Origin of the sequence: Mesorhizobium sp. ISC11 (assembly GCF_037162595.1) — a bacterium.
Lineage (GTDB): Bacteria > Pseudomonadota > Alphaproteobacteria > Rhizobiales > Rhizobiaceae > Mesorhizobium > Mesorhizobium ciceri.
On sequence record NZ_JAVSPW010000001.1, the window covers coordinates 4,808,329 to 4,820,721 of the forward strand.

General features: G+C 64.4%; 14 protein-coding genes. 6 read left to right on the forward strand and 8 right to left on the reverse strand.

All coding sequences use genetic code 11. The features are described 5' to 3' along the window. Positions 1–48 precede the first annotated feature (48 nt). Positions 49–690 (forward strand): LysE family translocator, encoded by a 642-nt coding sequence (locus tag RPF88_RS23335; protein ID WP_127296353.1) that lies wholly within the window; start codon positions 49–51, stop codon positions 688–690. Positions 691–696: 6 nt separating this feature from the next. On the opposite strand, the gene RPF88_RS23340 is transcribed toward RPF88_RS23335, so the two are convergent. Genes RPF88_RS23340 through rlmN form a run of 3 tightly spaced genes read right to left on the reverse strand, consistent with a single transcriptional unit; the run spans position 697 to position 2,857 of the window. Beyond that, entirely contained in the window at positions 697–1,176 is a 480-nt protein-coding gene (locus RPF88_RS23340) for a hypothetical protein (RefSeq protein WP_024504021.1), read from the reverse strand. Next, a complete protein-coding gene (locus RPF88_RS23345) occupies positions 1,176–1,625 on the reverse strand; it encodes a hypothetical protein (RefSeq protein WP_127368614.1) in 450 nt (149 codons plus the stop codon). Before RPF88_RS23345 ends, RPF88_RS23340 begins: the two co-directional genes overlap by 1 nt. Next, positions 1,622–2,857: a 23S rRNA (adenine(2503)-C(2))-methyltransferase RlmN gene (gene rlmN / locus RPF88_RS23350; RefSeq protein ID WP_024504019.1), complete on the reverse strand. Its 1,236-nt coding sequence runs from the start codon at positions 2,855–2,857 to the stop codon at positions 1,622–1,624. The genes RPF88_RS23345 and rlmN overlap by 4 nt, the downstream gene beginning before the upstream one ends. Positions 2,858–3,236: 379 nt before the next feature. On the opposite strand from rlmN, the gene RPF88_RS23355 reads away from it, so the two are divergent. Beyond that, positions 3,237–4,586 (forward strand): chloride channel protein, encoded by a 1,350-nt coding sequence (locus tag RPF88_RS23355; RefSeq protein WP_024504018.1) that lies wholly within the window; start codon positions 3,237–3,239, stop codon positions 4,584–4,586. 56 nt (positions 4,587–4,642) lie between these two features. Here the strand turns inward: RPF88_RS23355 and RPF88_RS23360 are convergent, their stop codons facing one another. The 3 genes from RPF88_RS23360 to RPF88_RS23370 all read right to left on the reverse strand — a co-directional run bounded on the left by RPF88_RS23360 (position 4,643) and on the right by RPF88_RS23370 (position 6,199). Continuing rightward, positions 4,643–5,146, reverse strand: coding sequence for an invasion associated locus B family protein (locus tag RPF88_RS23360; RefSeq protein WP_013528815.1), 504 nt, complete (start codon positions 5,144–5,146; stop codon positions 4,643–4,645). A gap of 270 nt (positions 5,147–5,416) precedes the next feature. After that, positions 5,417–5,779, reverse strand: coding sequence for a YkvA family protein (locus tag RPF88_RS23365; RefSeq protein ID WP_013528816.1), 363 nt, complete (start codon positions 5,777–5,779; stop codon positions 5,417–5,419). Between the two features lie 123 nt (positions 5,780–5,902). Continuing rightward, entirely contained in the window at positions 5,903–6,199 is a 297-nt protein-coding gene (locus tag RPF88_RS23370) for a 4a-hydroxytetrahydrobiopterin dehydratase (protein WP_013528817.1), read from the reverse strand. A gap of 50 nt (positions 6,200–6,249) precedes the next feature. Here RPF88_RS23370 and RPF88_RS23375 point away from each other — a divergent pair, with 50 nt between their 5' ends. Next, positions 6,250–6,768 (forward strand): low molecular weight protein-tyrosine-phosphatase, encoded by a 519-nt coding sequence (locus RPF88_RS23375; RefSeq protein WP_013528818.1) that lies wholly within the window; start codon positions 6,250–6,252, stop codon positions 6,766–6,768. Here RPF88_RS23375 and thpR read toward each other — a convergent pair. Then, positions 6,672–7,268 (reverse strand): RNA 2',3'-cyclic phosphodiesterase, encoded by a 597-nt coding sequence (gene thpR / locus RPF88_RS23380; RefSeq protein WP_013528819.1) that lies wholly within the window; start codon positions 7,266–7,268, stop codon positions 6,672–6,674. The genes RPF88_RS23375 and thpR overlap by 97 nt on opposite strands. A 125-nt stretch (positions 7,269–7,393) precedes the next feature. Then, complete coding sequence (locus RPF88_RS23385; RefSeq protein WP_024504016.1) at positions 7,394–8,038, reverse strand: arylesterase; 645 nt, start codon at positions 8,036–8,038, stop codon at positions 7,394–7,396. 88 nt (positions 8,039–8,126) lie between these two features. On the opposite strand from RPF88_RS23385, the gene RPF88_RS23390 reads away from it, so the two are divergent. The 3 genes from RPF88_RS23390 (at position 8,127) to RPF88_RS23400 (ending at position 12,378) form a co-directional block, all read left to right on the forward strand. Next, a complete protein-coding gene (locus RPF88_RS23390; RefSeq protein WP_337123288.1) occupies positions 8,127–8,822 on the forward strand; it encodes an ABC transporter ATP-binding protein in 696 nt (231 codons plus the stop codon). Continuing rightward, positions 8,822–11,371 carry an ABC transporter permease gene (locus RPF88_RS23395; protein ID WP_337123289.1) on the forward strand — a complete coding sequence of 850 codons (2,550 nt, stop codon included), beginning with the start codon at positions 8,822–8,824 and terminating at the stop codon, positions 11,369–11,371. The genes RPF88_RS23390 and RPF88_RS23395 overlap by 1 nt, the downstream gene beginning before the upstream one ends. Positions 11,372–11,598: 227 nt before the next feature. Beyond that, positions 11,599–12,378 carry a Bax inhibitor-1/YccA family protein gene (locus RPF88_RS23400; RefSeq protein WP_013528823.1) on the forward strand — a complete coding sequence of 260 codons (780 nt, stop codon included), beginning with the start codon at positions 11,599–11,601 and terminating at the stop codon, positions 12,376–12,378. The last annotated feature ends 15 nt before the right edge of the window (positions 12,379–12,393 follow it).

Genomic DNA, 12,393 nt, shown 5'->3' on the forward strand with positions numbered 1-12,393 from the left:
TCGACATGGCGCATCCTGTATAGGCCTCCCAATTCCCCGGGGCCGCTCATGTCGTTCATTCCAGACACCACCACGCTGATCCAGTTCGCCATCGCCACGGTCATCCTGGCGATCACGCCGGGGCCGGACATGACCCTGTTCGTCTCGCGCACGCTGAGCCAGGGCCGTGCCACTGGCTTTGCCTCGATGGCCGGCGCGCTGTGCGGCACGCTGATCCACACCACGCTGGTGGTGGTCGGCGTCTCGGCGCTGATCGTCGCCTCGCCGATGGCATTCTTCGTGCTGAAGATCTTCGGCGCCGGCTACCTCGTTTTCCTGGCCTGGCAGGCAATCACCAGGGGCTCGGCCTTTTCGCCGGAAAAGAAGACAGGCCCCGAGATTTCGCTGTTGCGCAGCTGGGCGGCGGGCCTCGGCGTCAATCTGCTCAACCCGAAGATCATCCTGTTCTTCATGACCTTCCTGCCGCAGTTCGTCTCCGCGCATGATCCGAACGCACCGGGAAAGCTGTTTTTCCTTGGGCTGATGTTCATCGTGCTGTCGGTGCCGGTGACGGTGCCGATGGTGCTGGCGGCGGAAAAGTTTTCGGCGGCGATGAAGGCCAGCCCGCGCGTCACGCGGGTGGTCGACTATCTCTTTGCCGGCGTGTTCTCCGCCTTCGCCCTCAAGATCCTGACGGCGCAGGCAAAGTAGGCGCCGTCATCCTGTATGGCCATCTTCTTTTGAGCCTGGTTCGCCTTGCCACCAGCTTGCGGCCCAGCGCCCGGCGCTGAGCCAGTAAAAGATACCACCGACCATGCCGCTGCCGATCACGGCCATGATGGCGCTGGTGTCCCTGACGGCGAAGGCGCTGTCACCGCTGTGGTCGGCAAGCCCGAGGAAAACACCGGCAACCACCGCGCCCGCCAGCGCATAGAACAGCCAGTCGCGCCGGCCCAGGATTTCGGCAAGCAGGATGACGACAGAGGCCGGCATCAGGGCGAAATAGGCGACGAACAGGGCGGCGAAGGGAATTGAGAAATACAGGGAAGCCGTCGCCGTCGGATGTGCATGCTCCGGCGTGTAGCCGAGCGATGCCAGGAACAGGATGTTGAGGAAGGCGCTCGCCGCCAGCGAGGCGACGGCATAGCCGAACAGGATGACGGTGAAACGGATGAGGTAGCCGACGAGACGCGCCATCAATCCCGGCCCAGATTCCGGCCTGTGCCGGACCTGCGTCCAGCCAGAAGCCAGTAGATCCAACCGGCGGCGATGCCGGCGGTGGCGAGAAAACCCAGAAAGCCCGGATTGAAGACAAAGCTGCTGGCGGAGCGCGGCATGGATACGCCAAAGGCGATGGACGTGATCGCACCGGTGGCGGCGAAGTAGAACCATCCCCGAAGTGAAAACCGTTCGGCGACAAAGAGCGCCGGGCCGACGATCAACAGCGCGCCGATCATTACGGTCAACACGGCGAGCGGGAACGAGCCAAGCCAGTCGAAGGCGAAAATGATCGACCAGTTGCCGTCTTCGATGCCTTCCAGAAGAGCGATCAGCAGCACCGGCACCAGGATCGAGGTCAGCACGGCGGCGATATAGCCGACCGCCATGATGGCGAGGCGTCTTAGCCAGGCGAAGGGGCGGTTCACGCCTCGCCGTGCCCCGCTATCATCATCGCTTCCAGAGCCAGCCGGTCGACCTTGCGCATGCGCTCGGAGTCGGATTTGAGCTGGCCGCAGGCGGCGAGGATGTCGCGGCCGCGCGGCGTGCGGATCGGCGAGGCATAGCCGGCATTGTTGATGTAGTCGGCGAATTTCTCGATCGTCTCCCAGTCCGAGCACTGGTAATTGGTGCCCGGCCACGGGTTGAACGGGATCAGGTTGATCTTGGCCGGAATGCCCTTGAGCAGCTTGATCAGTCCCTTGGCGTCCTCGATGGAATCGTTGACGTCCTTCAGCATCACATATTCGAAGGTGATGCGCTTGGCGTTCGACAGGCCCGGATAGGCGCGGCAGGCGGCGATCAGTTCCTTCAGCGGATACTTCTTGTTGATCGGCACAAGCAAGTCGCGCAGATCGTCATTGGTGGCATGCAGCGAGATTGCCAGCATGACGCCGATTTCCTCGCCGGTGCGGAAGATTTCCGGCACGACGCCGGAGGTCGACAGCGTGATGCGCCGCTTCGACAGGGACAGGCCGTCACCGTCGGAAGCGATCAGCAGCGCCTTCTTCACCGCTTCGAAATTGTAAAGCGGCTCGCCCATGCCCATCATGACGATATTGGACACTTTGCGGCCTTCGGCCGGCACGATGGCGCCGTCGGGCGTGTCGCGGTCAGGGAAATCGCCGAGCCGGTCGCGGGCGGTTAGCAGCTGGGCGAGGATCTCCTCGGCCGTCAGATTGCGCACCAGCTTCTGCGTGCCGGTGTGGCAGAACGAGCAGGTCAGCGTGCAGCCCACCTGGGAGGAGATGCACAGCGTGCCGCGACCCTCTTCGGGAATGTAGACGGTTTCGATCTCGACGGGCCGGCCGGCGCCGCGCGGCGGAAAGCGGAACAGCCACTTTCGCGTGCCGTCGGCGGAAATCTGCTCCTCGACGATCTCGGGCCTGGCGACGGTGAAATGCTTGTTGAGCTCAGCACGCAGATCCTTGGAGATGTTGAACATGCCGGCGAAATCGGAGACGCCGCGCACATACATCCAGTGCCACAGCTGCTGGGCGCGCATTTTCGCCTGGCGCTCGGGCACAGCGCCTGATGCAACCAGAGTCTCGGCGAGTTCGATCCGCGTCAGGCCGATCAGCGACTGCTTTTCGGGCTGTGCCGAGCGGGCACGCAACGCGTCGCGGGCGCTGTCAGTGGTGAGATCGAATGAAAGGGTCATGGTTGCACTGATATAAGCGGTTTGCGGCCGATTTCACGCATCGTGCCGGAAAGGAAGCGCGGCGCATAGCACAGGTTGAGGGCAGAGTCATGCTCAGCTAGCTTTACGATCTACGATCGCCTTGGAACGACGTCGGCACCGCCCCTCGTCATGGCGGGCATTTCTCTCCCGATAATGCCTGTCTTGCGGCGGCAGCGCGTTTGGCTGATGGCTTCCCCCACTTCGTCGAGCGTAGCTCGACGGAGTGGGGGTCGACCTTTCACCGAAGCGATGCTTCCGCCTGGCACTCAGGCGAGCGCCAACGACAGGTTTTTCCGGCGCTAGTTTAATAGACTGCCCAGCTGTGTTAGGCCGAAACATTCCCCGCTCGAGGACAGACATGGCCGGCACATCGCGAAAATATCCCATGCTGCGGCGTTCGCGCGCGATGTGGGGCTCACGGCGGGTCTGGCAGCCGCGCCTGGTGTTCTGGGCGGGCGCGCTTGGCATCGGTGTGATCAGCGTGCTGTTCGCGGTGCTGGCCGACAGGGCGCAGGAACTGTTTCAACTGATGACAGGAGATGCAGGCGGCTGGCGTTTCTATCTGCCGCTTGCCATTACGCCGTTGGGTTTCGTGCTGTGCGCCTGGCTTGCCCACACCTTCTTTCCCGGTTCGCAAGGCAGCGGCATTCCGCAGGCGATCGCCGCCCGCCATCTGCGTGACGACGAGGACCGCAGCCATATCCTGTCCCTCAAACTGGTGGCCGGCAAAATCATGCTCACCATCGTCGGCCTGTTCTGCGGCGCCTCGATCGGCCGCGAGGGTCCGACGGTGCAAGTCGGCGCGTCGCTGATGCTGCAGGCGGCACGCTGGGGCGGCATGGTGCAGGCCCGGGGTCTGATCCTGGCCGGGTCGGCCGCCGGGATTGCCGCCGCCTTCAACACGCCGCTGGCCGGCATCGTCTTCGCCATCGAGGAGATGGGCCGCACCTATGAGGCGCGAACCAACGGGCTGGTGCTGACGGCGGTGATCCTGGCCGGTCTCGCTTCGCTCGGCCTGCTCGGCAACTACACCTATTTTGGCGTCGCCAGGGACACCATCTCGTTTGCTGCCGAATGGCCGCTGGTGCTTGCCTGCGGCATCATCGGCGGCGGGTTCGGCGCGCTGTTCTCGCTGCTGGCGTTGAAGGCGACGCGGCGGATCCGGCGCTGGAACACTGGGCAGCCTTTGCGGCGCGCCCTGGTCGTGGCCGCAATCTGCGGGCTTGCGGTGGCGGTGATCGGCATCGCCTCGGGCGGGCTGACCTTCGGCACCGGTTACGTGCAGGCGCGGGGCGCCGTCGAAGGCACGCCGCTGCCGTGGTTCTTCTTCGCCGAAAAGTTCCTGGCGGGATTGCTGTCGATGATCTCGGGCATTCCGGGCGGTATCTTCGCGCCCTCGCTGGCTGTCGGCGCCGGCATCGGCAGTTCGCTCGGCCTCCTCTTTGGCGCGAGCACTGGGGTGGCGGCACTGCTCGGCATGGCCGGCTATTTCGCCGGTGTGGTGCAAGCGCCGATGACGGCCTTCGTCATCATCCTGGAGATGACCGGCAATCACGACAATGTCATCGCGCTGATGCTGGCCTCGATGCTGGGCTACGGCACGGCGCGCATGATCTCGCACGAGCCGCTCTATCACGCGCTATCGCGTGTCTTCATCGCCGAGGCGATCCGGCGCCGCCGGGCGGAGGCCGGGCCGGGGCAAGTATGAAAGAAAAAAGGCCGGGCTTCGCGGCCCGGCCTTTCTCTCAAAAAAAGTAGCTTTGCCTATTTACACTTGGCGATCGATGTCAGCGCCGCCGAAATGCCCTTCAGAGAGAAGACATAGGAGGTGGGATTGCCGCGGCCGGACTTCGCCGTCACCTTCATGTCGGTGCCGGTCTTCATGGCGGCGATCAGTACCGGCTCCTCGGCGGCATTCTCGACCCAGGCCGATTTGCCGCGCGTGAACATCGAAAACGTCTTCTTGTCGATGGTCACAGTGGCCTTGGAGCCTTCCTGGAAATTGTAGCCGGCAATGAATTGCGGCTCGTAGGACACTTGCTGGCCGGGCCGCTGGCTGACGAAGAAGAACATATCGCCATGGTCGAGCGTGGGCGGCTGCTTGTCGGTCGGCACGGTCAGGACATAGCAGACCTTGCCGCCCGATGCCTGGTAGCTGTAGGTGCCCCAGGCATTGTGCTGGCCGATCTTGGTCGCCGACTGCGCCAGTGCCGGCGCTGCCACGGCCACCAGGGCCAGACTCGAAACTATCGCAATCAATCCGCGCATCGCTTTTCCCGTATTCCAAATGGTGCGGAGGCAGGCCGGCTTGGCGTCCTGCCCGTCGCTTCATTTTGATTTAATCTGGGTTACCAAACGGTGAATTTCCGAAGAGAAAAGGACCCTCACCCCGAGGAAACCGCCACCATACCCGCGCCGCCGCCCTGCGAGCGGGTGGCGCGACATCCCTTTGGCGACTTGGAGGCCACGAAAGCGGCAAGAGTTTGACTTTTTACGCTGTCGCCGAAAGCCGGCTTCAACGGCGTTCCGCGCGCGTGTTCAGCCCTTCTCGGCCATGGCGTCCCTGGCGGCCTGCCGGTGCGCAGTGGTGATATGGGCACTGACGGCGGTGATCGCGGCGGTGAGCACGGCGATGTCGTCGGTGAAGCCAAGCCCGAAGACGAAGTCGGGGATGACATCCACCGGCAGCACGAAATAACCGAGCGCGGCCAGCAGAATGCCCTTGGCGCGCAGCGGCGTGTTCTTGTCCATGGCGCAATAATAGGCGGCCACGACCTCTTCCATGAAGGGGATCTGCCGCGCGGCCTTCTTGGCTGTGCGCCAGAATTTCTCGCGCACTTCGCTCTCGTCTGACGGCTTGCCGCCAAAGCCGAAGAAATCAAAACCGGATTGTTGCGCCATCAGTCTCTCCTTGCGGGGCTCATGCGCATCCGGCGCCTGCCCCGCGGGGGAAAATGTGGTGAAACCCGACCCCCGCTACAAGATGCCGGTGCCGATTTGGGCCTGCCGAGGCGATGCCAGGCCTCAGGCGCCGGCAAAACGGTTCATTTTCGTGGCCAGATCGATATCGAGCGCAGTGACGCCGCCGGCGTCGTGGGTGTTCAGCGTCACGTCGACGGTCTTGTAGACATTCGACCACTCGGGATGATGATCCATCGCCTCGGCGGCAAGCGCGACGCGGGTCATGAAGGCGAAAGCCTCGGAGAAATTCGCGAAGGTGAATGTGCGCTTGATGGAGGCGCCGTCTTCCGCCAGCGCCCAGCCGTCGAGGCCCGTCAATGCGGCTTCAGCGGCTTGCCTGCCCAGTTTCTCTCTCGCCATGTCCCTATCCTGTGCTATTCGAAAACGACCCTCACCATAGCGACGGATCGATGAGCGCGAAGCCTATAAATTCCATTCTCTTCGTCTGCCTCGGCAACATCTGCCGGTCGCCGCTGGCGGAAGGTGTCTTCCGCGCCGTTTGGGCCGAGCGCGGGTCGGCCCGGGATATCCTGCTCGATTCGGCGGGAACCAGTGACTGGGAGGCCGGCTCTGCCCCCGATCGACGCGCGATCGCGGTCGCCATGCGGCACGGCGTCGACATTTCCGGGCAGAGGGCGCGCAAGGTCACGCCACAGGACCTCCACCGTTTCGACCTGATCCTCGGCATGGACCGGTCGAATGTCGCCGACCTGAAGGCGCTGGCGCCGGCGGCCGTGCAGGACCGCATCCATCTGTTCCTGGAATTCGCGCAGGGAAAGGCACGCGACGTGCCGGATCCTTATCATGACGAGGCAGAAGCCTTCGCTTCCGCCTATCGCATGATCCGCGAGGCGTCGGAGGCGCTGGCGACAAGGCTGGAGGCGCGGGCGTCCGTGCCTGACAGCGGCCAGGCTTCCTCGACGATGTAGGGTCCGCCGCCGACCGAATCGCGCGACGACATCAAAACGAAACGGCCGATGCGGAACGGCAGCGTCGAGAAATTGCCGCGCGCCGACAGATATTGGGCAACGTCCAGCGGGGTCGAATTGCGCAAGCGCGCCAGCGTCACATGCGGCATGAATTTGCGCGGGTCGGCCGGGATGCCGAGCCGCTGGCAGATGCGGTCGATCTCACCTTGAAGGGCGGCCAGATCGGGCGAGGCGGAAGCGCCCGCCCACACCGCATGCGGCTTCTTCTGGCCGAAAGCGCCGACGCCGGTCAGCGCCAGCGAGAAAGAAGGGCGGTGGACGCGGTCGAGCGCGTTGGCGATCTCGTCGGCGACATGGCCGGGAACATCGCCGATGAAGCGCAGCGTCAGATGGTAGTTTTCGACGTCGATCCAGCGGGCTCCCGGCAAGCCGCCCCGCAGCAGGGACAGCGAAAGGGCAGCGTCACGCGGAATTTCGAGGGCGGTGAAAAGACGCGGCATGAAGAGCCTCCCTTCCTCGAATCGAACTGTCACCCATAGCGAATCATCGATAGTCAAACGGAGCAAGAGGTTTGTTGGCCACAGTCCCTGTTAAAAGCTCGCCGGGCGGAAACAGTTCCAACCCGCTAGGAATCGCCCGGCACTGCCGCGATCACCTTCTCGACCGTGGGCAGGATGCGTTCGACCATCTGGTCGACGCCTCGTGCGCTCGGATGCAGGCCGTCCTCGAGCTGCATGCCGGGCTGGCCGGCGACGCCGTCGAGAAAGAACGGGTAGAGCGCGACGTCGTATTTCTTCGCCAGGTCCGGGAAAATGGCGTCGAAGGCGCTCTGGTAGTCGGGACCGAGATTGGGTGCGGCGCGCATGCCGGCCAGAAGCACGGCAATCTTGCGCTGCTTCAGCTTGCTCAGCATCTCGTCGAGGTTCTTTTTGGTGATGTCGGGCGAGACGCCACGCAGCATGTCGTTGGCGCCGAGTTCGAGGATGACCAGTTGCGTGCCGTCCGGCACCGACCAGTCAAGCCGCGCCAGGCCGCCGCTCGTCGTGTCGCCGGAGACGCCGGCATTGGCGACGGTCACGTCGTGGCCTTTGGCGCCAAGCGCTGCCTGCAGCCTGTCGGTAAAGCCCTGGTCGGGTCCAAGGCCATAGCCCGCCATCAGGCTGTCACCGAAGCCGACGATCTTGAACGGCTCGGCACGCGCCGACGACATGACGCCGCAAATGGCGAGGAAAACCACGAAGCCTGCGGCAATACTGCGTTTGAAAGACATGCGGCAGGCCCCATATGAGCTAGGAATTCTTCAGTCGACGGCTTCCGGCAAGCAGAGCCTTCATTCCCAGATATAGGACGATTTCATTTTGACAGAAGCCGTCATCGCGCTGAAAGATGTGTCCCTGACCCTTGGCGAGGGTGCTTCATCGGTCCATGTGCTGAAGGGGGTGAGCCTCGATGTGGCGACCGGCGAGGCGACCGGCATCGTCGGACCTTCGGGTTCCGGCAAGTCGACCTTGCTGATGGTCTTGGCAGGCCTGGAAAAGGTCGATTCGGGTACGGTCCGAATCGCCGGCGAGCTGCTCAACGGCAAAAGCGAGGACCAGATTGCATCGTTTCGTGGCCGAAACATTGGCATCGTGTTCCAGTCCTTCCATCTCATTCCCAACATGACGGCGCTCGAAAATGTCGCGGTGCCGCTGGAACTGGCGGGCCATGCCGATCCGTTCGCGGTGGCGGCGCGCGAGCTGGCGGCGGTTGGCCTCAGCGACCGCGTCACCCACTATCCCGGCGAATTGTCGGGCGGCGAGCAGCAGCGCGTGGCGATCGCCCGCGCATTGGCGCCGTCGCCGCGCATCCTGATCGCCGACGAGCCGACCGGCAATCTGGACCAGGCGACCGGGCGGCAGGTCGCTGACCTCTTGTTTGCGAAGGCGGCCGAGCGCGGCATGACGCTGGTGCTGGTCACGCATGATCCGGCGCTCGCGGCACGCTGTTCGCGCCAGGTTTCGATGCGCTCGGGCCGGATCGAGGTACCGGCGCCGGTCAAGGTGACGGCCTGATGCCGCTGTCCCGGACGTTGAGGCTCGCTGTCCGCTTCTCGCTGCGCGAGATGCGCGGCGGCCTGTCCGGTTTCCTGATCTTCCTCGCCTGCATCGCGCTCGGCGTCGCGGCCATCGGCGGCGTCAACTCGGTGGCGCGTTCGATCACCGCCGGTGTCGCCAATCAGGGCCAGACGCTGCTTGGCGGCGATCTTCGCTTCCAGATCAACCAGCGTGACGCCAGTCAGGCGGAGCGCAGCTTCCTTGACGGGCTCGGCACGGTTTCGCGGACCGCCAGCATGCGTTCGATGGCGCGTCTGGCCGACGGATCCGACCAGGCGCTGGTCGAGGCCAAGGCGGTCGACCATGTCTATCCGCTCTATGGCACGCTGGAGACCGAGCCGGCGCTGTCGAAACAGGAACTGTTCGGCGAAGAGTTCGGCGTCTTCGGTGCGGCAGCGCCCGATCTTCTGTTCGAGCGGTTGCACGTCAAGCTTGGCGACCGGCTGAAGCTCGGCACCGCTACTTTCGAACTGCGCGCCAAGCTGGTCGCCGAACCGGACGCCGTGTCCGACGGCTTCGGCTTCGCGCCGAGGCTGATGATCTCGACCGAAGGGTTGGCGGCCACTGGACTGATCCAGCCGGGCAGCCTGGTCGAGAATGCCTACAAAATCCGGCTGCCGGCGGACGCCGACGAGACGAGGCTCAAGGCCATCCAGGATCAGGCCGCCACGGATTTTTCGGAAGCCGGCTGGTCGATCCGCACGCGCAGCAACGCGGCGCCCGCGCTGTCGTCCAACATCGAACGCTTCTCGCAGTTCCTGACCCTGGTCGGGCTGACGGCGCTGGTGGTCGGCGGCGTCGGCGTCGCCAATGCGGTGCGCGCCTATCTCGACGGCAAGCGCGGCGTCATCGCCACCTTCAAGAGCCTGGGCGCTTCGGGCGGCTTCGTCTTTGCCGTCTATCTCGTGCAGATCCTGATCATAGCCGGATTGGGTATCGTGCTGGGCCTTGTGCTCGGCGCACTAATGCCCTTCGCGGCGAGCGCGGCCTTGCAATCCGTCATTCCGGTGCCGGCCGAAGGCGGCTTCTATCCCGGCGCGCTCGGCATGGCGGCACTGTTCGGCCTGCTGGTGACGTTGGCTTTCGCGCTGCTGCCGCTCGGCCGCGCCCGCGACGTGCCGGCAACCGCGCTGTTTCGCGAAATGGGGCTGGAAGGCCGCGGCTTGCCGCGCCCCGCCTATGTCGCGGCGGCCATAGGCATCGCGCTGCTGCTTGCGGCGCTGGCCATTCTGTTCTCGGGCGACCAGCGCATCGCCTCGATCTTTGTCGGCGCTACCGTCTTCGCCTTCCTGGTGCTGCGCGCGGTCGGCGCACTGGTGCAATGGGCGGCCAGGAAAAGCCCGCGCGTGCGCTTCGTGGCGCTCAGGCTCGCCATCGGCAACATCCATCGGCCAGGCGCCCTGACGCCATCGGTGGTGCTGTCCCTGGGGCTCGGGCTGACGCTGCTGGTGACGCTGGCGCTGATCGACGGCAATCTCAGGCGACAGATCTCGGGCAGCCTGCCGGAACGGGCGCCGAACTTCTTCTTCGTCGACATCCAGAGCGCCGATGTCGCGTCCTTCTCGGCGCTGATCGGCAAGGAGGCGCCGCAGGGCGTGCTGGCCAAGGTGCCGATGCTGCGCGGCCGGGTGATGGCGCTGAACGGTGTCGATGTCGACAAGGTGAAGGTGCCGGCGGAAGGCGCCTGGGTGCTGAGGGGGGATCGCGGCCTGACCTATGACACCAGGCAGCCGGAGAACGCGACGCTGACCGAGGGCAGTTGGTGGCCCGAAAATTACAGCGGCGAACCGCTGGTTTCGTTTTCGGCGCAAGAAGGCAAGGAGATCGGGCTGAAGCTCGGCGACACCATCACGGTCAATGTGCTGGGCCGCAACGTCACGGCCAGGATCGCCAGTTTCCGCCAAGTCGAATGGGAGACGATGGGTATCAATTTCGTCATGGTCTTCTCGCCCAACACATTCGCGGGCGCCCCGCATGGCTGGATGGCGACGCTGACCGAAAAGAGTGCATCGACGGCCGACGACGCCCGCATCCTCAACGCCGTCACCCGCGCCTTCCCGGCGGTGACGACGGTGCGGGTCAAGGACGCGCTCGACGTCGTCAACCGGCTGGTCGGGCAGCTCGGCACGGCGATCCGGGCGGCCGCTGGCGTGGCGCTGATCGCTTCGGTGCTGGTGCTGGCCGGCGCGCTTGCAGCCGGCAACCGGGCGCGCATCCATGATGCGGTGGTGTTGAAGACGCTGGGCGCGACACGCACGATGCTGATATCGGCCTTCTCGCTCGAATATATGCTGATCGGGCTGGCCACCGCCATTTTCGCGCTGGCGGCGGGCAGCGCAGCCGCCTGGTTCGTCGTCGCGCGCATCATGACTTTGCCGTCGCATTTCATGCCGGAGGTGGCGGTGGCAACCATTCTGTTTTCGCTGGTGATCACGGTCGGCATTGGTCTCGCCGGCACCTGGCGGGTGCTCGGCCACAAGGCAGCACCGGTGCTGCGCAACCTGTGACGACAGGCCCGGAACGGGCACCATGGATTAAATCTTGGTAAGAAAGCCGTCCGAAAAGCCGAGGAATCGGCGCTTCGCCCTCTCACGAACCGTTACATCCGGTTACGGTCTTGTTCTTGACGCGAATAACCATCATATTTCGCCACAGGCATGCTGGAGCCCTGCCAGCGGCGCCTGGGTCCGGAAGGACCTGACACCGGACGGGGCAGAAGCAATAGAGGACTACAATGGCTGATCCCATTCGCAACTACCAGACGCGCGCCGTGCCCGGCGTCGGCGTCGGTGCCGACATCGATCAGGGCCTGCGCGCCTACATGATCAAGGTTTACAATCTGATGGGGCTTGGCCTCCTCATCACCGGTCTTGCCGCTGTCGGCACGATCATGCTGGCCACCACCACCGATCCGGCTTCGGCTGTCGCGACGCTGCCGAGCGGCGAGATGCTGACGTCCTTCGGCTACGCGATCTTCGGCTCGCCGCTGCGCTGGGTGGTGATGCTGGCGCCGCTGGCCGCCGTTCTGTTCCTGTCGTTCCGCGTCCAGTCGATGAGCGTTTCGGCGGCGCAGACGACGTTCTGGGTCTATGCCGGTCTCGTCGGCCTGTCGCTGTCTTCGATCTTCCTGGTCTACACCACGGCCAGCATTTCACAGACCTTCTTCGCCACGGCCGCCGCCTTCGGTGCGCTGTCGCTGTTCGGCTACACCACCAAGCGCGACCTGACGGCGATGGGCTCGTTCCTGATCATGGGCGTGTTCGGCATCATCATCGCGTCGGTGATCAACATCTTCCTGCAGTCGTCGGCGCTGTCGTTTGCCGTGTCGGCGATCGGCGTGCTGGTCTTCGCGGGCCTCACCGCCTATGACACGCAGAAGATCAAGGAGATGTATTTCGAGGGCGACAGTTCGGACGTTGCCGGCCGCAAGGCGATCATGGGCGCGCTGACGCTCTATCTCGACTTCATCAACCTGTTCATGTTCCTGTTGCAGTTCATGGGCGACCGTCGCTAGTTCAGCATGCTGGAC